Source organism: Shewanella sp. MEBiC00475, assembly GCF_005234075.1.
Taxonomy (GTDB): domain Bacteria; phylum Pseudomonadota; class Gammaproteobacteria; order Enterobacterales; family Shewanellaceae; genus Shewanella; species Shewanella polaris.
The window spans coordinates 4,060,117-4,079,804 of record NZ_CP039928.1; the positions used below are offsets into that span (position 1 = coordinate 4,060,117).

Annotated in this window: 19 protein-coding genes; 12 read left to right on the forward strand and 7 right to left on the reverse strand. The window is 40.1% G+C overall.

Features of this window, described 5'->3' with window-relative positions; all coding sequences use genetic code 11:
• Positions 1-101: 101 nt before the first annotated feature.
• Positions 102-1,010 (reverse strand): DUF481 domain-containing protein, encoded by a 909-nt coding sequence (locus FCN25_RS18000; protein WP_137226765.1) that lies wholly within the window; start codon positions 1,008-1,010, stop codon positions 102-104.
• A gap of 447 nt (positions 1,011-1,457) precedes the next feature.
• Positions 1,458-1,886 (reverse strand): DUF413 domain-containing protein, encoded by a 429-nt coding sequence (locus FCN25_RS18005; protein ID WP_137226766.1) that lies wholly within the window; start codon positions 1,884-1,886, stop codon positions 1,458-1,460.
• 108 nt (positions 1,887-1,994) lie between these two features.
• Here FCN25_RS18005 and FCN25_RS18010 point away from each other — a divergent pair, with 108 nt between their 5' ends.
• Positions 1,995-2,849: a LysR family transcriptional regulator gene (locus tag FCN25_RS18010; RefSeq protein ID WP_137226767.1), complete on the forward strand. Its 855-nt coding sequence runs from the start codon at positions 1,995-1,997 to the stop codon at positions 2,847-2,849.
• A 16-nt stretch (positions 2,850-2,865) separates the two neighbouring features.
• On the opposite strand, the gene FCN25_RS18015 is transcribed toward FCN25_RS18010, so the two are convergent.
• Complete coding sequence (locus FCN25_RS18015; RefSeq protein ID WP_137226768.1) at positions 2,866-3,237, reverse strand: diacylglycerol kinase; 372 nt, start codon at positions 3,235-3,237, stop codon at positions 2,866-2,868.
• Positions 3,238-3,564: 327 nt separating this feature from the next.
• Here FCN25_RS18015 and FCN25_RS18020 point away from each other — a divergent pair, with 327 nt between their 5' ends.
• Together FCN25_RS18020 and FCN25_RS18025 are read left to right on the forward strand one after the other, a co-directional pair.
• The gene (locus FCN25_RS18020) at positions 3,565-4,413 is read left to right on the forward strand and encodes a DNA ligase (RefSeq protein WP_137226769.1); all 849 of its coding nucleotides are present in this window, start codon (positions 3,565-3,567) and stop codon (positions 4,411-4,413) included.
• Between the two features lie 133 nt (positions 4,414-4,546).
• Entirely contained in the window at positions 4,547-5,044 is a 498-nt protein-coding gene (locus tag FCN25_RS18025) for a low molecular weight protein-tyrosine-phosphatase (RefSeq protein ID WP_137226770.1), read from the forward strand.
• A gap of 89 nt (positions 5,045-5,133) precedes the next feature.
• Here the strand turns inward: FCN25_RS18025 and ylqF are convergent, their stop codons facing one another.
• Together ylqF and FCN25_RS18035 are read right to left on the reverse strand one after the other, a co-directional pair.
• Positions 5,134-6,075 (reverse strand): ribosome biogenesis GTPase YlqF, encoded by a 942-nt coding sequence (gene ylqF, locus FCN25_RS18030; RefSeq protein WP_137226771.1) that lies wholly within the window; start codon positions 6,073-6,075, stop codon positions 5,134-5,136.
• Between the two features lie 132 nt (positions 6,076-6,207).
• Positions 6,208-7,047, reverse strand: a complete 840-nt coding sequence (locus FCN25_RS18035) for an isopenicillin N synthase family oxygenase (RefSeq protein WP_137226772.1) — start codon at positions 7,045-7,047, stop codon at positions 6,208-6,210.
• Between the two features lie 158 nt (positions 7,048-7,205).
• On the opposite strand from FCN25_RS18035, the gene FCN25_RS18040 reads away from it, so the two are divergent.
• Entirely contained in the window at positions 7,206-8,123 is a 918-nt protein-coding gene (locus tag FCN25_RS18040) for a bifunctional methionine sulfoxide reductase B/A protein (RefSeq protein WP_137226773.1), read from the forward strand.
• A 309-nt stretch (positions 8,124-8,432) separates the two neighbouring features.
• Here FCN25_RS18040 and rne read toward each other — a convergent pair whose 3' ends face one another.
• Positions 8,433-11,798: a ribonuclease E gene (rne, locus tag FCN25_RS18045; RefSeq protein WP_137226774.1), complete on the reverse strand. Its 3,366-nt coding sequence runs from the start codon at positions 11,796-11,798 to the stop codon at positions 8,433-8,435.
• A gap of 626 nt (positions 11,799-12,424) precedes the next feature.
• Between rne and rluC the strand changes: the two genes are divergently transcribed.
• Both rluC and FCN25_RS18055 read left to right on the forward strand, forming a co-directional pair.
• Positions 12,425-13,381 (forward strand): 23S rRNA pseudouridine(955/2504/2580) synthase RluC, encoded by a 957-nt coding sequence (gene rluC / locus FCN25_RS18050; protein WP_137226775.1) that lies wholly within the window; start codon positions 12,425-12,427, stop codon positions 13,379-13,381.
• Between the two features lie 31 nt (positions 13,382-13,412).
• The gene (locus tag FCN25_RS18055) at positions 13,413-14,066 is read left to right on the forward strand and encodes an HAD-IIIA family hydrolase (protein ID WP_137226776.1); all 654 of its coding nucleotides are present in this window, start codon (positions 13,413-13,415) and stop codon (positions 14,064-14,066) included.
• A 185-nt stretch (positions 14,067-14,251) separates the two neighbouring features.
• Here the strand turns inward: FCN25_RS18055 and FCN25_RS18060 are convergent, their stop codons facing one another.
• Positions 14,252-14,872 (reverse strand): nucleoside triphosphate pyrophosphatase, encoded by a 621-nt coding sequence (locus FCN25_RS18060; protein WP_137226777.1) that lies wholly within the window; start codon positions 14,870-14,872, stop codon positions 14,252-14,254.
• A gap of 247 nt (positions 14,873-15,119) precedes the next feature.
• On the opposite strand from FCN25_RS18060, the gene yceD reads away from it, so the two are divergent.
• From yceD to fabG, 6 genes are read left to right on the forward strand one after another with little or no spacing between them, the layout of a single operon-like run.
• The gene (yceD, locus tag FCN25_RS18065) at positions 15,120-15,644 is read left to right on the forward strand and encodes a 23S rRNA accumulation protein YceD (protein WP_137226778.1); all 525 of its coding nucleotides are present in this window, start codon (positions 15,120-15,122) and stop codon (positions 15,642-15,644) included.
• Positions 15,645-15,662: 18 nt separating this feature from the next.
• Complete coding sequence (gene rpmF, locus FCN25_RS18070; RefSeq protein ID WP_137226779.1) at positions 15,663-15,833, forward strand: 50S ribosomal protein L32; 171 nt, start codon at positions 15,663-15,665, stop codon at positions 15,831-15,833.
• Between the two features lie 15 nt (positions 15,834-15,848).
• Positions 15,849-16,877: a phosphate acyltransferase PlsX gene (plsX, locus tag FCN25_RS18075; protein ID WP_137226780.1), complete on the forward strand. Its 1,029-nt coding sequence runs from the start codon at positions 15,849-15,851 to the stop codon at positions 16,875-16,877.
• An 8-nt stretch (positions 16,878-16,885) separates the two neighbouring features.
• Positions 16,886-17,845, forward strand: coding sequence for a beta-ketoacyl-ACP synthase III (locus FCN25_RS18080; RefSeq protein WP_137226781.1), 960 nt, complete (start codon positions 16,886-16,888; stop codon positions 17,843-17,845).
• 36 nt (positions 17,846-17,881) lie between these two features.
• Positions 17,882-18,808, forward strand: coding sequence for an ACP S-malonyltransferase (gene fabD / locus FCN25_RS18085; protein ID WP_137226782.1), 927 nt, complete (start codon positions 17,882-17,884; stop codon positions 18,806-18,808).
• Between the two features lie 10 nt (positions 18,809-18,818).
• Positions 18,819-19,565 (forward strand): 3-oxoacyl-ACP reductase FabG, encoded by a 747-nt coding sequence (fabG, locus tag FCN25_RS18090; protein ID WP_137226783.1) that lies wholly within the window; start codon positions 18,819-18,821, stop codon positions 19,563-19,565.
• The last annotated feature ends 123 nt before the right edge of the window (positions 19,566-19,688 follow it).

The window sequence follows — 19,688 nt, forward strand, 5'->3', positions numbered from 1 at the left end:
ATTAAGATGAATTTAGTATAGTAAAATAAATAATAGGACATTATCATTTTGCCAATCACAAAAAAAGCATCATAAGATGCTTTTTATTGAATAAACGAAGGCTAAAATGCATAAGAAATAGCAAACATGGGGCCTGTAAAACTGTAGTTAATATTGTGATCAAAAGTTTTTATCTTATTATCATTTATTCTACGTTGTTTTTCTATTGAGATATCAACATCATAATAATTGTAGGCTAGTTTCAGTGACCAGTTGTCACAAATTTTTGCTTCAACACCTAAACGGACATCGATTAACGACCCGTCAACATCGTCATATTTAATGGTAAAATATTGTGCATGTGCAGAAAATGTTAAATCTGGATAAAACTCGTAAGAACCATAAACGCCTAAATTTGGTAATGGTGCAGTAACGCTGTAATCAACGACGTTTGGTGTAGCGACCACATTACTACATTGACTTGTTAAGCTTGAATCTAGCGCACATGTGCCTATATTTCCCTGAAATTCAATTTCGACAAACATAGTGTGTAAACCCACGGAAACTCCTACTGCATAATTTGATCCTTGCCAAATATCATAACCGTAGCCGATACGTAATATATCAATGTTGAATTCGGTATTGAGGGCTGCTCCTGTTTCAATCAAATAGTCCTGACCGTCAATATCTTCAAGGATAAAGTCCTGACTTATTGAGTTGTTGTTAGCTTCGCGATCTAAGGATTTCCAATCGATGAAAAGTTTATGTCGTTGATTAAATTCGTAGGTAAATTCAAAGTAGGGTAGGTATTGTTCTTCAGCGAGTAAAAATTCATCTTCAAAATCTATTAGAAAAACACCACCATTTTTAGGATTTGTGACAGCCATATTTGAATCGGAGTTAGCATAAAACACACCTATGTCTATGGTGTATTTATCTGTTGTTGATGAATGGTCACTCTGGCTCTGAGCTGAAATCGCCGTCTGAGTACCAAATAACATTATGGCAATACAAAAAAAAGGTTTAATCATTGAAACTCCGCATTTATTCTTTTTTACTAGTGTCACAAGATATGCGTCTTCATATGATGCTGTTGTCGTATCTGATACCTAATTTATGTAACGATGATATCCAAAAAGGGATGTTAAATGCATCGACATAAACATTAGACCAGGATAAATAGGACAAACAGTTCGATATACATACTAGCATTTTGTCATTAAATGTGAAGTTTTTGTAGCGAGTTGTTGTGCTAAATCAAGTTTTCATTGGTAGTTTGAGCTCAAACACGTAAAAGTACCCATTTTAGTGTCAAAGTGTGATGTGACAGTGAGTTGTGAATAAATAGAGAAAATATAGAATGATATTTTGGCCAAATGCACCTAAAAGTAGAGTAAATAATAGACTCTACTTTTAGGTAGTTGTGAACTAATTGTTATGCATTGTAAGCGATTGCTTTGGTTGCTTAAATATTGAATCTATTCAGCTTCATCGGTGTCAGATGCATCACTTTCAATATCGTCAAATTCTATTTCGACTTTAGCGCTAGAGGGAGTATGAATCGTGCCTACAACAGCATAAAAGGGTTTGCCTTTTGCTAAGCGACAATATTTAATCCACAATAATTCCATTGCGGTTGAGGCGGGCAATTTACCTTGGGAAACTTGTACAAATTGATCTTCATCAACGTTACATGGAATTTGACTACCTTCAGCCAAATTTTTCATTGCTTGACCGTGTTGTTCAAGCAAATCCGCTTCTTTACTGGTAAAGTCACCACAACGTTTAAATCCTTTAGGGAAATTAACGTCATCATAGAAGCGTTTAGAAGAGTGAAAGCTGTCATTGGTCCCATTGGTATGAGCTCCAATAGCTTGTTTCGCATTGATAAATGATTGCTGAGACATGGCTAATACCTTCCAGATTATGAGATATAAAGATTTGCAACTGGAGTATTGGCTAGTATTATCATTTTTTAAATCAAAATATTTTGTCCTTATTGGTAAAGAATTTTTATGGATACAGATTTATTAAAAACCTTCTTAGAAGTATCTCGAACTAGGCACTTTGGTAAAGCGGCAGAAAACCTTTATCTCACTCGAAGTGCTGTTAGTTTTAGGATAAAACAATTAGAAAATATTTTGGGTATAGAACTTTTTGAGCGCTTACGTAACAATATTCAACCAACACCTGCAGGTGAAAGAATGCTTGGTCACGCTGAAGCGGTTCTTAATGCTTGGGAAAGGGCAAAACAGGATATTACTTTAAACCAACAGCACAACGCTCAATTGACATTATCTACTGGTAATAATATTTGGGATTCGTATTTTCAAGGCTTTTTACAGCCATTACATTTGTGCTTAGAAGGTGTTGCTTTAAGAACTGATGTTTTGTCTGCATTGGTAATGAACCGCCAACTAATAGCACGCACTTTAGATATCGCAATCACTTTTGATCCCCCTAAATTGGACGAAGTGACATTGGTTAAGCTTGCTCAAGTCAAACTATACTTAGTGTCTAAACAACAGAACGTTAATCTAACTCAAACACCTAATTTACCTTATGTTAAAGTGGATTGGGGGACAGCCTTTAATATTACCCACGCTCAAGATTTTACGATGTTACCGATACCGGTATTACATACCAGCTCTGCCCGTATGGCCTTGGATTTTATCCTCAATAATGGTGGTTGTGCATTTTTACCTGAGGCACTTATTCAACCCTTGTTAGATAATCGCACATTATTTTATGTGAATGATGCTAAATGTATTCGCCGACATGTGTATGCTGCTTATTGGGCCGAAAATGAACGACTGGCATATATTGAAAAAGCTATTTCAATTTTGACGCTCAATGAAAGCACCGATTAGTTATTTTGAGTGTCGATTAAGACAGTAATGGCCAAATGATGATACCCCATGTGAACGCGCACAATACTAAACTGATAAAGACTGCTGCTGACGCAATATCTTTTGCCTGTCCACTGAGTGGGTGGATCTCATCACCAACCCGATCAACTACCGCTTCAATAGCTGAGTTCAATAATTCAACAATCAATACAATTAACACGGCCATAATAAGTAAAATACGTTCAGTACTGCTGATGTTGAGTAGCAGTGCAACGGGTAGCATTAGGCAAGCAAGCACTGTTTCTTGTCTAAATGCCGCTTCGTTTTTCCATGCTGACTTTAGACCTAATATTGAAAACCCTGTAGCTCGAAATACGCGTTTTAGACCATGATTGTTCTCTGGTTTCATTTGGCTCATTATCTTTTTGATTTTAATTCTGTAGATTGTAACATTCCGTTCATATGCTTCCAGCAGTAAATTATCTCAAATGTTGTATATCATTTTGGATTGAAGTTTTGGGTGGACAATCCATTCGAATGTACTAGGCTTTGCTGTGTCCATTTTAACGTTGTTAGGATAATGAAAGTTTGATGCTCGATTGTAGAAAAGCAGATAAATTACGAGTGTCGAAAGGCATATAAATATTTTTATTAATAAATACATTATGTGCCGTTAAAAATGTACAGCTAAGGTAAGTCAGTACTTAAAGGATCTCAACTATCGCAAGGATTGCATATGAGTAAGATAATCTATTTTATATTTTTGATATTATTTGGACTATATTGTTTCCCCACACACTGTGAAGTTTTACCCACACCTCCCATTCAATTAGCAACTCAATATGATCCTGATATAGAGATATCTAAGTATTTAGTCAGCGAAAAACTTGACGGCGTTCGGGGTTATTGGGATGGCAAAAGAATGTTGACTCGCAGTGGCCGAAACATAGTATTACCTGACTCATTTATCATTGGGTTCCCTAATGCCGCTATTGACGGTGAACTTTGGCTGGGCCGTAACCATTTTGAACAGATTTCGGCCTTAGTTCGACGCCAACAAGTCCCTGAAGAAGACTGGCAGGAAGTTAAGTTTATGATGTTTGATTTGCCACAGCATTCTGGCCCTTTTATTGAACGCTATTTAGCGATGAAAATGTTGGTAAAAAGTGCGAACTCTAAACATTTACAGGTTATCAAGCAGGATACAGTGGCTTCAGCTGAAGCTCTATTTTCACAGCTCGATTCTGTCGTTAATGCTGGCGGTGAAGGATTGATGTTACATTATCAGCAAGCTTATTATGCCGTTGGTCGTAGTGAATATATTGTTAAACTAAAACCAAAATATGATGCTGAAGCGATAGTGATTGGCCATACACAAGGGAAAGGTAAATATCGTGGCATGTTGGGAGCTTTGGTCGTAAAAACATCTTCTGGCATAGTGTTCAATGTAGGTAGTGGTCTAAGTGATAAACAACGAGAGAACCCACCTTTAATAGGATCTACCATTACCTATCAATATTTAGGCTTAACTCAAAAAGGCACACCAAGATTTGCCACATTTTTGCGTGAAAGACCTAAACAATAATTCGTTTGTCTGATAAGCACACTATAGTCGGTTTTGATTTAGAGATCATATTCTGATTAACCTTGTAAGTTTGATTATATTCATCACCATTTAGTTTCTAATGTGATGATTTTGAGTGATTAAGGCGCAATGAATGATTAAAGATGTTTATCTAGCAAAAATAAACTCCGTGCTATTCGTCTGTATGGGTAATATATGTCGCTCTCCCACTGCGGAGGCAGTATTTAAACAACAGGCAGAGAGACATAATTTACAACTTAATATCGACTCAGCTGGAATCATGGCTTATCACAAGGGTAATGCACCTGATCATCGTAGCGTCGTTGCCGGGGTTAAACGCGGATTAGATTTTTCGGGTATGAAAGCAAGGCAAGTCAGCAATAGTGATTTTGAAGATTTTGATCTTATATTGGCTGCTGATGAAGCAAATTTAGCTGATTTGCTTGAGCGTTGTCCTACAGATTATCAATATAAATTACATTTGATTTTGGCGTTCGCTGACAGTGAGGAGCAGGAGGTGCCTGATCCTTATTATGGCGGTGAGATGGGGTTTGAATTGGTCATCGATTTACTTGAAGCCAGTCTTACAGCGTTAGCTGCTCAACTGGTTGCTGCCAAAAATAGACTTTGATTAAATATGGTGTATGTAACTAATCACTAAAACTAACAACTAATATTGTCATTCTAAAAGAGTTATTACCAAACTAACTATGCACAAAGTTAATCGTTATGACGCTTGCCAGAACGTTTTAACTTTTCTTGCTCAATCTTTTGTTGCTTCAAGGCTTCTTTTTCAGCCATCTTACGTGCCACTTCAGTTTTTTCTTTTTCAGCCATTTCGGGAGTTTCAAGGCTTAATAAGCCGATTTTCCCTGCACGGTATTCATGCAGTAATAGTTCTGACACTTTATGGTAATCAACTCGTCCGCCAGGACGAAGTGCTCCGCGAGATCGACTAATGGCTTCGAGTAATTCAATATCGGTAGCTGGTAGCGATTTAAGCTTATATCGTTCACAAATTTCGTCAGGATAAGCTTTAAGAAAGTAATCGGCAGCGAACATGGCTACGTCTTCATATTCCATCGCGGTATCTTTGATTGCGCCGGTGACAGCAAGTCTATAACTGCTGGCTTCATTATCCACTTTCGGCCATAAAATCCCTGGAGTATCAGACAGCACAATTCCGTTACGTAAATTAATACGCTGCTGATTTTTGGTGACCGCGGGTTCATTACCAGTTTTGGCAATAGTTCGGCCTGCTAACGTATTAATAATTGTAGATTTACCGACGTTAGGAATACCCATTATCATGGTACGGATGTCTTTTTCCATGGTGTCACGATGCGGCACAAGTTTACGGCAAAGATCTGGAATACTTCTTACCATTCCTGGTTGTAAAGTGGTGATTGCTGATGCCTGAACGCCTTGTTCACGCTCTAAGTATTCAATCCACCGAGCAGTGACTTCAGGATCGGCTAAATCAGATTTATTGAGCAATTTAATACAAGGTTTATCACCACGGAGTTGCGACACCATAGGATTTTCACTGCTGTAGGGAATACGTGCATCTAGCACTTCAATAACGAGATCCACTTGAGGCATTGCCTCTTCAATCTCTTTACGTGCTTTGTGCATGTGTCCTGGATACCACTGAATTGCCATGATGTTGCCTTATAATCGAATGCTAGAACGAAGAAAAAAATCTAATCAATATAATGGGCATATTGTACCTTGTTAGATAACTAAAAGCATAAAAAAAGCGCCCTAAGGCGCTTGGTATCTATGCAAATCAGATTAAATAACGCCTAACTCACGTAATCTTTCCATTAAGTAACTGTTGGCTGTGTAGCGCTCAGATAACACCACTTCTGGATTGGGGTGTAAAAATAAAGGTAGTGAAATTCGAGACTTAGTTTTATCAGCACCTTCAGGATTAATGACTCGGTGAGATGTCGACGGGAAGTAACCACCTGAAGCTTCTTGCAACATGTCACCGATGTTAATAATGATGCTGCCAAAGTCACTGGGAACATCAATCCATTCACCGCTTTGGGTTTTAACTTGTAACCCTGGTTCATTTGCTGCAGGTAATAAGGTTATGAGATTAATATCTTCATGTGCTGCAGCACGAATAGCCCCCATTTCTTCATCACCTTGCATTGGTGGGTAATGTAAAATTCGCAATAAAGTTTGTTGGCTTTGGGCAATCATGTCTGGTAACGGAATAGTATATTTAACAGCCACTTCTGGTGGAGTGTATTGCTCAATCCAGCTAAGTAACTCTGATGCTAAGGCATTGGCATGTTCATAATAGGCAAGAATATTTGCTTTTAATGAATCAGGAATACGGCCCCAAGGATACACGTGATAATATTCTTTGATATCTTTTACGTTGTTGCCTTTGGCTGTTTCAGAAATCGATGCTGGGAAAAAACCATCATGAGTTTCTGCTTTAAACAAAAAGTCATGTTTTTGTTCGGATTGAAAGAAACTGTACCATTCTTTATAAATATCTTCGACAAGTTGCTTTTGAATAGGGTGGTTTGATAATACCCCAAAGCCCGTTTCACGAAGAGATTCAACAAAGCGCTCAGCACTATCTGGTACAAGGTAATCAATTGTATTTAGTTTCATTATGTATTTCTTATTAGTGTGTTGACCCACTGCAATGGTAACCTTAGTCACACTTTGTCGCAATTATTTGCGCGTCTTCGCTTTGCAATGGTTGAACTGATGCCGCAGATCTCACGTATTGTTTATTTAAGCGACAAGTAAACTCAATGAGAACAGTAATGAATAATTTAACTGAATTTGAAAAATACGTTATTGAACAGAAAGGCACTGAACGTCCTTTTAGTGGTGAATATGTCGATCATGATGTTCAGGGCATGTATTTGTGTAAAAAGTGTCTTGCACCTTTATATAAAAGTGAACATAAGTTTAATGCTCATTGTGGCTGGCCTGCATTTGACAACGAAATTGAAGGAGCGGTAAAGCATACTCTTGATGCCGATGGTCACAGAACCGAAATTACCTGTGCACAATGTGGCGGTCATTTGGGCCATGTATTTGAAGGTGAACATTTAACAGAAAACAATATTCGTCATTGTGTCAATTCTGTGTCGATGGTGTTTACACCATTGGATGAACTAAGCCAAGTAAGCTCTGCTAGTACGCCAAACGAGAAAGCAACCTTTGGTGCAGGGTGTTTTTGGTGTATTGAAGCCATTTTTTCGCAGCTTAAAGGCGTACAGAGTGTTAAGTCGGGTTATTGTGGTGGCGACGCCAAAGATGCCAATTATGATGCGGTCTGTTCTGGTCGTACGGGTCATGCTGAAGTGATACAAATTGAGTTTGATCCCGCAGTGATTAGTTATGAGACTTTATTAGCAGTGTTATTTGAAAGTCATGACCCAACGACATTAAATCAGCAGGGTAATGACAAAGGACCACAATATCGTTCAGTTATTTTTGCTCATAATAGTCAGCAAATTGATGCTGCTAATCGGTTTATTAACGCATTAACTGAACAACATATATGGTCTAAACCGATAGTGACCGAAGTGAGTGCATTTGATACTTTTTACCCTGCTGAGAATTATCATGAAGACTACTTTGCCAAACACGGTGAGCAGCCTTATTGTCAATTAGTGGTTAAACCTAAGTTTGATAAAGTCATGAGTAAATTTGCCGATAAACGTAAAAACTAATCTTGAATTTAATAAAAAGGGGCAACGATTGCATATACAATCGTTGCTCTTTTTTTGTTCTGGATTTTTCAATCAACTCGAATTCAATAATGTCACATGTTTACGCTATCTCACTAATGTCTAACAAGGGCTGACAACCAAGTTATTATCGCTGAACTAAGCGCATTCAATTCACTTGTGTATATCAGGTGTGTTAAATGTATCAGCATGAACTCTTCGTAATTGACATTGGACATAGAAAAATGACAAATAAAAAAGCCATGCAGAGCATGGCCTTTTTGTTAAGGAGTCGAAAGATACCTTAAGATGTTACTTACCAGGGCGAGCCATGCCAGATGATGCACTATTACCTTGGGCCACTTTTTCGACGTTGGCTTCTGTTGTTTGTGCGTCATAAGAACGTCCTTGCGGAACTGCTTGTTGTTCACGAACATCTACAGTTGGCTTAGTCATATCTGATGACACCATAGAACCAAAGCGACTGGTTTTAGCAACAGTTTTAGGTGCAACGTCTGCCGGTGTAGTTTCACTAACATCGACTTTAACTTCTGGCGCTATTTGCGGTTTAGCCTTGCGTGTAATCGCAGCAGGTTTGGCCATAGGCGCAGAAGCATTTGACGCAACAGCTTTTTCACGTTCAATGTTTAGTGCCGGTTCTGCACTGATGGGTTCTGCTTTAACTTCCACTTCAGCCGTTACCGATACAACTGGTTGCTCTACAACCTTGGTTGGTTCAATCACTTTTTCAGCAGTTGGTTGTACAACAGGCTCGACAGCTTTTGCTTCAACGACATTTTCAACAGCTTTAGTTTCAACTGTTGATTCTACGACAGGAGTCTCTACCGCTTTCGTTTCTGCTACCACTTCAACTGGAGCGACTTGTGTTTCTGTTTTCGTCTCGTTCACTTCGGTAGGTTGGTCTGCTTTTGTTGCAGGCAGTTTACTTTGTGATTGCTCGGCATCTAGTTGCTTTTCTAGCTCATCAACAGAGGTAAATACTGCAGGTTGAGTAGTGTCACTTTCATCACGACGACGACGTTGACCAGCAGCACGAAGGTGACGCGGACTACGACGACTACGACGTTGACCTTCGCGACCTTCAGCTGAGTCATCATCATTTTCTGCAACCGTTTTCTCTTGGCTTGCAGTTTCTTCAGTAGACGCATTTACGGCGGATGATTGTTCATCAGTCTGTTCAGCATTTACCGTGTCGGTTTTTGCTAGTGTATCTGTGCCAGTTTGGTCATGACCAGCTTGCTGAGTCATGTCAGTTGTTGATAGCGTCGGTGCTATTTCGGCGTTATCTGCAGCAGTTGAAACTGCCGTGTTTTTCACTTCAGCAGACGATTCACTTCGGTCTTTTCTTGGCTGACGACGGCTACGAGTAGCTTTTGCTTCTGTTTTTTCTTCAGTTGCTTTGGCTTCTACTGTATTGGTTTCTGACACATTAGCGGCTATCGCTGCTGTGTCTTTATCGATGTTATCGGTGGTGTTAGTGTCAGTTGCTTTTACAACTGACTCTTCATTTTGCTCATTTTCAATACGAACTTTACGACGAAGGTTACGACGTTGACGACGCTCTCGTGCGGCTTCTTGCTTAGGCGACTTTTCAGTACTGACTTTAACTTCAGCAGTTTTAGCCTCAGCAACTTTAGTATCAGTAGTTTGCGGTAGTGGCTTATCTACTTTTTCAGTTTGTGGTTTGTTGCGTGCGTTGTCGTCTTGAGTATTGGTTTTGCTATTTCGATCATTACGCTTGTTACGAGTACGCGGTTCTACACCATCTTTTGGCTTATCACTGTCATTACGCTGACGACGATTGTCATTACGACTGTCATTGCGTTTGTCATTACGATTAGCGTTATCGTTGCGGCTGTCATTACGACGTGGACGACGATTATTTGTCTGACTATTGTTTTTAGTCGGAGTGCTTGGTTTAACTTCTTTAGTGTCGGTGCTGCTATCAGAAAATAATGCACTAATAGCGGATACGATACGAGCGAAGAAACCAGGTTGAGTTGGCGCTGCAGCGGTAGGTGTTTTCGCAACTGGAGTAGCAGCTACTGGTGCTTCTGGTGCTTTTTGTGGTGACGCGAAGCCTTTTAACGCTGGTTCTGGCGAAGCTGCACGTTCAAGTTTACGAGGTTCATACAGATTTGCAGCAGGCTGTTCTACACGCTTGTAGCTTGATTCACAGACTTCGTCATCACTTTTACGACGAACGACACGGTAGTCAGGTGTTTGCATATTAGCATCTGGGATGATGTACACTTCAACTTGATGACGTTCTTCTGTAATACGAATTGCTTTACGTTTTTCATTTAATAAGAATGCCGCCACATCAACAGGCACAATAGCTTCTATTTGGGTGGTATTCTCTTTAATCGCTTCTTCTTCCATTAAACGCAGGATAGAAAGCGCTAATGATTCAGTACTTCGAATCGTACCTTGACCATGACAACGTGGGCATATATGTGCCGCTGACTCTTCAAGTGAAGGACGTAAACGTTGGCGTGACATTTCCATTAAACCAAAACGAGAAATACGGCCTAATTGTACGCGTGCACGGTCATGATGCACTGCATCACGTAAACGGTTCTCAACTTCACGCTGATGACGCACTGGTGTCATGTCGATAAAGTCGATTACTACTAAGCCACCTAGGTCACGAAGACGTAATTGACGAGCCACTTCATCGGCTGCTTCAAGGTTAGTGTTTAATGCAGTTTCTTCAATATCGCCGCCTTTTGTTGCACGGGCAGAGTTGATATCGATAGACGTTAATGCTTCTGTTGGGTCAATAACAATTGATCCGCCTGAAGGCAAACGAACTTCCCGTTGGAACGCCGATTCAATTTGTGATTCAATCTGGAAGTGAGTAAATAGTGGCACTTCAGAATCGTATAGTTTTACGCGTTCTACAAAGTCAGGGCGAACCAAACCAATGTGCATTTTGGCTTCTTCGAAAATACGTGGGTGATCGATAAGGATTTCGCCAACATCACGACGTAAATAGTCACGAATAGCGCGTACAATCACGTTACTTTCTTGATGAATTAAGAATGGTGCTGCTTTACTTTGAGCAGCTTCTAGAATGGCATCCCAATGATGTTGAAGTACTTTTAAGTCCCATTTTAGCTCTGTTGATTCTTTTCCTACACCTGCAGTACGAACAATTAAGCCCATACCATTAGGTACATCTAACTCAGACATCGCCTCTTTGAGTTCGGTGCGTTCATCACCTTCGATACGACGAGAAATACCGCCAGCACGAGGGTTATTAGGCATTAAGACTAAGTAAGAGCCTGCAAGACTAATAAAGGTTGTTAGTGCTGCGCCTTTGTTGCCACGTTCTTCTTTATCAATCTGAACGATAACTTCTTGGCCTTCCTGAACAACTTCTTTAATGTTTGGGCGACCTTGGAATGAATAACCTTTAGGGAAGTATTCGCGACCAATTTCTTTTAGGGGTAAAAAACCGTGACGATCTGCACCGTAATCAACAAATGCAGCTTCAAGTGACGGTTCTACTCGAGTGATTTTACCTTTGTAGATATTAGATTTTTTCTGTTCGTGACCTGGACTTTCGATGTCTAAATCATACAGCTCTTGCCCATCTACTAGGGCTACGCGCAACTCTTCTGATTGAGTTGCATTAATTAACATACGTTTCATGATGACGTGATTCTTCTGAATGAGGTCATCAAACAACACGATTTTTCTGCATTACGGGCCTGAATTAATCGGTATAACCTCACGGTTAGATCCAGGCAATTAGGTGCTCATTACTGTAAAACGCAGTCACTGCGTGTCGCATCCTATTTATGGCTCATTTTCTAATGTTTACAAAAACAAGGAATTGGTTGAGTTTCAACCAACCCCATAAATTATGGTATTTTAATCCGTTAATGCCCAAGTCGAATCGGTTTGTTTGATAACAAGCTAAAATGTTGTTCGAATTTGGGGCGATTTACTACAGTTAAATTAAAATCTTTACTAAATACTTACGGTTTAATTGTACAAACGGTTTTTGTCGTTTTTTAATGAATACAATTTGCAAATCAATGAGTTGCTACCGGTAAAGTCTGTTTTTTTAACTGTTAGTTTTTCGCATTTGGTGAAAGTTGTGAACACTTTATCCACTGTTTACTCTCAACCTGTGGGCAAATATAGCAACAATCGTTATTTTCAGCAATCAAAAGCCCATATTCTTTCATGTATTTATTTCAAGTCTTATGTGGCAATAGCCAAGCATTTACAAGATAAGGTACACTATTGGGGTCCCCACTATATGGCGCATCATGAATACTGAAACTACTCCCCAAGTTGAATACGTGACTATCGACGAAGATCATTTTGAACAACGAATCGATAATTTTTTGCTAACTAAATTAAAAGGTGTTCCCAAAAGTATGATCTATCGGATCGTACGTAAAGGGGAAGTGCGGGTGAATAAAAAACGTATTAAACCTGACTACAAATTACAAATAGATGACATTGTTCGTATACCACCAGTTCGAGTTGCAGAAAAAGACAATCGCAAAGCACCTTCGCCTAATTTATCGAGAGTGTCGCAGCTTGAAGACCGTATTATCCATGAAGATAATCATTTAATTGTCCTAAATAAACCTGCTGGTATTGCTGTGCATGGTGGTAGCGGTGTCGATTATGGTGTGATTGAAGGTTTGCGTTCACTGCGTCCGCAGCAGAAGTTTTTAGAATTAGTACATCGATTAGATAAAGATACCTCTGGCGTTTTGCTTGTGGCTAAAAAGCGCAGTGCGTTAAAGCATTTGCATGAGCAATTACGCAGTAAAACCATGCAAAAAGATTATCTAGCTCTGGTTCGAGGTGATTGGCAAGCAAGCGATAAAGTGGTTAAGGCACCATTATTAAAAATCACCTTAAAGTCGGGCGAACGTATCGTACGGGTTAATAAAGAGGGTAAAGAGTCGGAAACTCGTTATAAAATCATGCAACGTTACCAGGGTTGTACTTTGGTTAAGGCGAGTCCTGTGACTGGACGTACTCACCAAATTCGGGTGCATTGTCAATATGCTGGCCATGCAATAGCTTGCGATGATAAATACAGTGAACAGCAATTTGATGACAGTATGCGTGTATTGGGACTAGACCGTCTTTTTTTACATGCGGCGGAGCTTAAATTTACTCATCCTGAAAATAATGAAATCATGCGAGTTAAAGCGCCTTTAGATCCAGTGTTACTCAATACGCTTGATAAATTAAAAAGAGTCTAGCACCCACAGTGGTGTGTAAATGAAGTAAGGAATGGTATTGGATAGTCAAGATAAGGCTTTTGAGCTGGTCATTTTCGATTGGGATGGCACACTCATGGACTCGGTAGGTCACATAGTGTCTTGTATGCAAGATGTAGCACGAGAGCTTAGTTTGCCTATTCCATCAGAACAACAAGTGAGAGATATTATCGGCTTATCTTTACCTCAAATAATGCCGATTCTATTTGCTGAGCATCAGAATCATCAGCAGATTATTAGTTGCTATCGACGACACCATATTGCTCATGAGCAACCTACGCCTTTATTTGAGGGCGTCGAATTGCTGATCCGCAATCTACATGCCGCAGGTTATCAATTGGCTGTAGCTACGGGCAAAGGACGCGAGGGGCTAGATAAAGTACTTGAACTCACGGGATTAGGTCAGTATTTCCATGCGACACGTTGTGCAGATGATGCTGAAAGTAAGCCGCATCCTGAGATGTTATATTCGCTATTGACTCATTTTGATATTACTGCGGATAGAGCCATTATGATTGGTGATTCGGTTCACGATTTAACTATGGCCAATAATGCGGGTATGGCGGGTATTGGCGTGAGTTATGGTGCCCATAGTGAATCAAGATTGAGAACGTTAAAGCCACGCGCAATTGTCGACCAGCCACTTGAGATACGTCAATATCTTTAACTTTGTTGGCTTATGTTTATGATTGAACTTGACCACGACAACTATAACAGCGTCGGATAGTACGTACTGTCGACGCTGTATATCATTAGCTTACTAATTTTCTGCGCTGCATGTCCTGTTATTTTACACGTATGTTCACATTTCTAAAGTTAACCATTTCCTCATAATTAACCGGCATTAAACCATTATTTTATGGAGTGTTCAGATTCTTTGCTGAGTACATCAACGCCGTGCTGTTCTAGTAAATAAATAAGCTTAATCAATGGCAGGCCGATTAAACTATTAGGGTCATCACCTTCTAAACGATCAAAAAGAGCAATACCTAATCCTTCACATTTAAAACTCCCAGCACAATAAAGAGGTTGTTCTGCGTCGATGTAATAGCGAATTTGCGCAGCAGATAAATGCTTAAAATGTACTGTAAATGGTTCAACATACGATAACATTTGTTTAGTGACATTATTGAACACCGCAAGACCAGTATAAAAAGTGATTGTTTGGCCTGAAGCAGCGCTTAATTGAGCTATCGCATTGTCGATTGTATTTGGCTTGCCGATAATCTGACCGTTAATTAACGCAACTTGATCTGAGCCAATAATGAATTGTGTCACCGGTGTTTGACCAATTAAGTTCGCGCCAGCTAATGCTTTTTGTTCTGCCAACCTTTTCACTAAGGCTAATGCTGTTTCATCTTTAAAAGGCGTTTCATCAATATCAGGATTAACACAGTCAAAAGGTAACATTAATTTTCGCAATAATTGCTGACGGAAAGGTGAGGTTGATGCAAGTACAAGTTTGAATTTCATTGGGTTTGTTTCATTATTTCTTGGCTAATAACAGAATATTAGTCAGTTTACTGTATTCATCAATGTAAATGGATCATTTTTCTCGAGTAATGCTTGTGTGATGGGGCAGGGTTCGGTAAAATTTGCCAACTTTTAAATTTAATGCCGGATTGAAGAGTATCTAAAGTTCATTTTTAGGTGAGGTTACCGTATTTTTACGGAAATTTTCTTTGACTCCAGCGTTTTCAAACTATAATATGCGCGCCTTATGCAAACAGTAAAGATACCGGTTTCAATTGATCCTATACGCGCTGCCTCGAGTAGTCTTCGATATGAAGGTTTCATTTTAGGTAAGCAATTAAAGCGATTAAGCGAGTTATGTGCCGGCGACTGTTCCGACGTAGTTGTGTCGTTAGAATGTGGTGTCGATTTACAGGGGATAGTCTACCTTCGCGGGAAGGCTGTGACGGAGCTCACTCTGCTATGTCAACGCTGCATGACACAATTTACTACTGAGGTTACGGTCGACTTTTGTTTTAGTCCTTGTAAGACTGAGGCAGAAATCGATGAGCTCCCGGATGCGTATGATCCAATTGAGTGTAATGAGATTGGCGAAGTACGTCTGCATCAATTGATTGAAGATGAATTGATAGTCGCTATGCCTATTATTCCGATGCATGATGATAGTAATTGTAAGTTGGGATCGAAAGATATAGTTGTAGGCGAGATCGAACCCGCTCATGAGGAGCGTCCAAATCCGTTTGCAGTGTTAGAAAAACTGAAGAGCAAGTAATCGTAGGAGACAGGTCCAATGGCTGTACAAAAGAATAAAAAATCACGTTCAAAGCGTGGTATGCGTCGTTCACATGATTCATTGAGCACTGCTCAATTGTCAGTAGACGCTACTAGTGGTGAAATTCATCAACGTCACAATGTGACTGCTGATGGTTTTTACCGCGGTGTAAAGGTTATCAACAAGTAATTTGTTGTTAATCTAATGAAAGATCTGACGCTTGCGTTAGATGCGATGGGGGGCGATCACGGTCCCCACGTAACAGTGCCTGCAGCCTTGCAGGCATTGAAATTTCACACAAGTTTAAAAATTATTTTGGTTGGTAATCAAACCGAAATAGAAAAATATCTACCTCAAACATCCTCTACTGATTTAGCTCGCATAGAAATTATCCATACCACTGAAGTTGTCACCATGAGTGATAGGCCAATTCATGCTTTGCGTTCGCGTAAAAACAGTTCCATGAGAATTGCGCTTGAACTTGTTCGTGATGGTAAAGCCACTGCTTGTGTCAGTGCCGGTAATACCGGTGCATTAATGGCAATGGCTAAAGTGCTATTAAAAACCTTACCTGGTATTGATAGGCCCGCTTTGGTGTCTTGCTTACCGACTATGACAGGAAAGCCTGTTTATTTGCTTGATTTAGGTGCAAATGTCTCTTGTGACTCCGATACCTTATTTCAGTTTGCAATCATGGGGTCTGTATTATGTGAAGCAGTCCATAAGAAACCCCGTCCTAAAGTGGCATTACTTAATGTCGGTATTGAAGCGATTAAGGGCAATGATCAAGTTCAACAAGCAGGGCAAATTCTTCAACAGACTGAACAAGTCAATTATATTGGCTTCGTTGAAGGGGATGAAATTTATACTGGTAATGTTGATGTGATTGTCTGTGATGGCTTTGTCGGCAATATTACTTTAAAAACGTCAGAAGGGATTGCCAAGTTATTAGTTCACCAATTAAAACGTGGCTTGAATGATGGTTTTTTTGTTCGTTTACTCTCCAAACTCATCGCTCCTCGTATACAAGCTGTTCTCAATAAGATGAACCCCGACCACTACAATGGTGCAAGTCTGATAGGATTGCGCGGAATAGTAGTAAAGAGTCATGGTAACGCGGATGAAGCTGCATTTTTACAAGCATTAAATTTAGCAGCAACAGAAGCAAAACGTCGTCTTCCTGAAATGATTAAAGATCGTTTGGAGTCGATTCTTTTAGACATCAATAGCTGATCTCATATATGCACACAAAAATTCTCGGAACAGGTAGCTATCTACCTGTGCAAGTTCGTAGCAATCAAGATCTCGAAAAAATGGTTGAAACCAGTGACCAATGGATTGTTGACCGAACCGGTATTTCAGAGCGGCGCATTGCTGCATCAGACGAATCGGTTTCAACAATGGGTTATCAAGCGGCATTAAAAGCACTTGAAATGGCTGGGATCGATGCAAGCGAGCTTGATATGATTGTTTGCGGAACCACAAGTGCATCAAATGCATTTCCTGCTGCCGCATGTGAAATTCAAGCCCTATTAGGCATTAAAAATATTCCAGCCTTCGACATTGCCGCTGCGTGTTCAGGTTTTATTTATGCTTTATCGATTGCGGATCAATTCGTAAAAACAGGTTCGGCTAAAAAAATACTGGTTATTGGCTCTGATGTATTGTCACGAATGTGTGATCCTGCTGATCGCTCAACTGTCATATTATTTGGTGATGGGGCTGGTGCCGCTGTTATTGGTGTAAGTGATACTCCAGGTATCATTGCGACACACATTTATGCTGATGGTAGCCAAGGGGATTTATTAAAATGCTCTTTTCCTCCTCGTGCGAATGAAAGTTCTGAAGCTGTAGGCTTTATGACGATGAAAGGCAACGATGTGTTTAAAGTCGCAGTTACACAATTGTCTAATGTGGTTACTGAAACCTTGCGTCTTAATAATGTCGATAAATCAGAAATTGATTGGCTCGTGCCACATCAGGCTAATTTTCGCATCATTAATGCCACGGCAAAAAAACTGCACATGAATTTAGATAAAGTCGTATTAACCTTAGCGAAACATGGCAATACATCTGCTGCCTCTGTGCCTATTGCATTAGATGAGGCTGTGCGTGATGGCCGAATTCAGCGTGGACAATTATTATTGCTTGAAGCGTTCGGTGGCGGTTTTGCATGGGGCAGTGCATTAATTCGTTTTTAATATTTACTTTTTAATTCTTTATACAGGTAAGCGTTTATGGAAAATGTTGCTTTTGTATTTCCTGGCCAAGGTTCGCAGGCCGTAGGAATGTTAGCCGAATTGGCTCAGTCTAACGATATTATTGGGAAAACCTTCGCTGAAGCGAGTGAAGTGTTAGGCTACGATTTATGGGATTTAGTGGCCAATGGTCCAGCTGAAATCTTAAATGAAACAGACAAAACTCAACCTGCGTTGCTGACAGCAAGCGTGGCTATTTGGCGAGCATATCAAGCGTCAAATAAACCATTGCCATCTTTACTTGCTGGCCACAGCCTTGGCGAGTACTCCGCATTAGTGTGCGCCGGTGTGATGGCATTTACTGATGCGGTTAAATTAGTTGAATTGCGTGGTAAGTTAATGCAACAAGCGGTTCCTGCTGGTTCTGGCGCCATGTATGCCATTATTGGTCTTGATAATGATGCTATCGCTGAAGCGTGCACAGAGTCTGCTCAAGGCGATGTGGTGAGCCCTGTTAACTACAACAGCCCTGGTCAAGTCGTTATTGCTGGCGAAAAAGTCGCTGTTGAACGAGCTGCTGCTGCATGTAAAGCTGCTGGGGCTAAAATGACAGTGGCCTTGCCTGTGAGTGTGCCATCACATTGCTCATTAATGAAACCAGCCGCTGATGAATTAGCTAAAGCCTTACTTGAGGTGACATTCTTAGAACCTACAATCAATGTTATTAATAACGTAGATGTCGCAATGCCTACAAGCGCACAAGCAATCAAAGATGCATTGGTGCGTCAATTGTATTGTCCTGTACGTTGGAGCGAAACAGTAGAGTTTATGGCTACACAAGGCGTTACACAGCTAATAGAATGTGGACCAGGTAAAGTATTAACCGGTTTAACGAAAAGAATTAATAAATCGATAGCCGCTAAAGCGGTCAATGATGTTGCCTCATTTGCAGCATTAGTCGAATAAGGGAGTTGATATGAGCTTTAGCATTAGTTTAGAGGGTAAAATTGCCTTAGTCACAGGAGCCAGTCGTGGTATTGGTCGTGCAATTGCTGAATCATTAGTTCAAGCTGGGGCATTAGTTATTGGTACCGCAACCAGTGAGAAAGGCGCTGCAGCAATTCAAGCATACTTAGGTGACAAAGGCTTTGGGATGGTGTTAAATGTCACCGATTCTCAGTCAGTGGCTGATTTATATAGCCAGATCAAAGAAAAGGCTGGTGATGTTGATATTCTTGTCAACAATGCTGGTATTACCCGTGATAATTTATTAATGCGGATGAAAGATGATGAATGGCAAGATATTATTGACACTAATTTGACATCATTATTTAAATTGTCTAAACCAGTAATGCGATCTATGATGAAAAAACGTTTCGGACGAATTATCAGTATCGGTTCAGTTGTTGGTACAATGGGCAATGCCGGCCAAGTAAATTACTCGGCGGCTAAAGCTGGTTTGATTGGATTTACAAAATCTCTTGCAAGAGAGGTTGCATCTCGTCAAATAACAGTGAATGCTATCGCACCTGGATTTATTCAGACCGATATGACAGATGAGCTGACAGATGAGCAGCAACAAGCTATTATGTCGCAAGTTCCGATGGAACGATTAGGGCAAGCACAAGAAATTGCCAATGCAGTATTGTTTTTGGCCTCGGATTCAGCTGCTTACATCACAGGCGAAACCTTGCATGTGAATGGCGGTATGTACATGGTTTAAGAGCGATGGGTAGGCAACTACCTTCATTTGAGTCAGTGTTAGTGACAATTCAATGTTAATTTTTGTGGTTAGACCACAAAATCTAAGCTTGCATTGTTATCTAATTCGAATAAACTACTCGCA

Bases quoted from the DNA above. Each gene is read 5' to 3' on its own strand.
- FCN25_RS18035 (WP_137226772.1), bottom strand. From the start codon at position 7,047: ATGAAACTAAATACAATTGATTACCTTGTACCAGATAGTGCTGAGCGC.
- FCN25_RS18080 (WP_137226781.1), top strand. From the start codon at position 16,886: ATGCACACAAAAATTCTCGGAACAGGTAGCTATCTACCTGTGCAAGTT.
- rluC (WP_137226775.1), top strand. From the start codon at position 12,425: ATGAATACTGAAACTACTCCCCAAGTTGAATACGTGACTATCGACGAA.
- FCN25_RS18055 (WP_137226776.1), top strand. From the start codon at position 13,413: ATGGTATTGGATAGTCAAGATAAGGCTTTTGAGCTGGTCATTTTCGAT.
- ylqF (WP_137226771.1), bottom strand. From the start codon at position 6,075: ATGGCAATTCAGTGGTATCCAGGACACATGCACAAAGCACGTAAAGAG.
- rpmF (WP_137226779.1), top strand. From the start codon at position 15,663: ATGGCTGTACAAAAGAATAAAAAATCACGTTCAAAGCGTGGTATGCGT.
- FCN25_RS18040 (WP_137226773.1), top strand. From the start codon at position 7,206: ATGAATAATTTAACTGAATTTGAAAAATACGTTATTGAACAGAAAGGC.
- FCN25_RS18025 (WP_137226770.1), top strand. From the start codon at position 4,547: ATGATTAAAGATGTTTATCTAGCAAAAATAAACTCCGTGCTATTCGTC.
- FCN25_RS18005 (WP_137226766.1), bottom strand. From the start codon at position 1,886: ATGTCTCAGCAATCATTTATCAATGCGAAACAAGCTATTGGAGCTCAT.
- fabD (WP_137226782.1), top strand. From the start codon at position 17,882: ATGGAAAATGTTGCTTTTGTATTTCCTGGCCAAGGTTCGCAGGCCGTA.
- plsX (WP_137226780.1), top strand. From the start codon at position 15,849: ATGAAAGATCTGACGCTTGCGTTAGATGCGATGGGGGGCGATCACGGT.
- FCN25_RS18010 (WP_137226767.1), top strand. From the start codon at position 1,995: ATGGATACAGATTTATTAAAAACCTTCTTAGAAGTATCTCGAACTAGG.
- FCN25_RS18000 (WP_137226765.1), bottom strand. From the start codon at position 1,010: ATGATTAAACCTTTTTTTTGTATTGCCATAATGTTATTTGGTACTCAG.
- rne (WP_137226774.1), bottom strand. From the start codon at position 11,798: ATGAAACGTATGTTAATTAATGCAACTCAATCAGAAGAGTTGCGCGTA.
- FCN25_RS18060 (WP_137226777.1), bottom strand. From the start codon at position 14,872: ATGAAATTCAAACTTGTACTTGCATCAACCTCACCTTTCCGTCAGCAA.
- yceD (WP_137226778.1), top strand. From the start codon at position 15,120: ATGCAAACAGTAAAGATACCGGTTTCAATTGATCCTATACGCGCTGCC.
- FCN25_RS18020 (WP_137226769.1), top strand. From the start codon at position 3,565: ATGAGTAAGATAATCTATTTTATATTTTTGATATTATTTGGACTATAT.
- fabG (WP_137226783.1), top strand. From the start codon at position 18,819: ATGAGCTTTAGCATTAGTTTAGAGGGTAAAATTGCCTTAGTCACAGGA.
- FCN25_RS18015 (WP_137226768.1), bottom strand. From the start codon at position 3,237: ATGAAACCAGAGAACAATCATGGTCTAAAACGCGTATTTCGAGCTACA.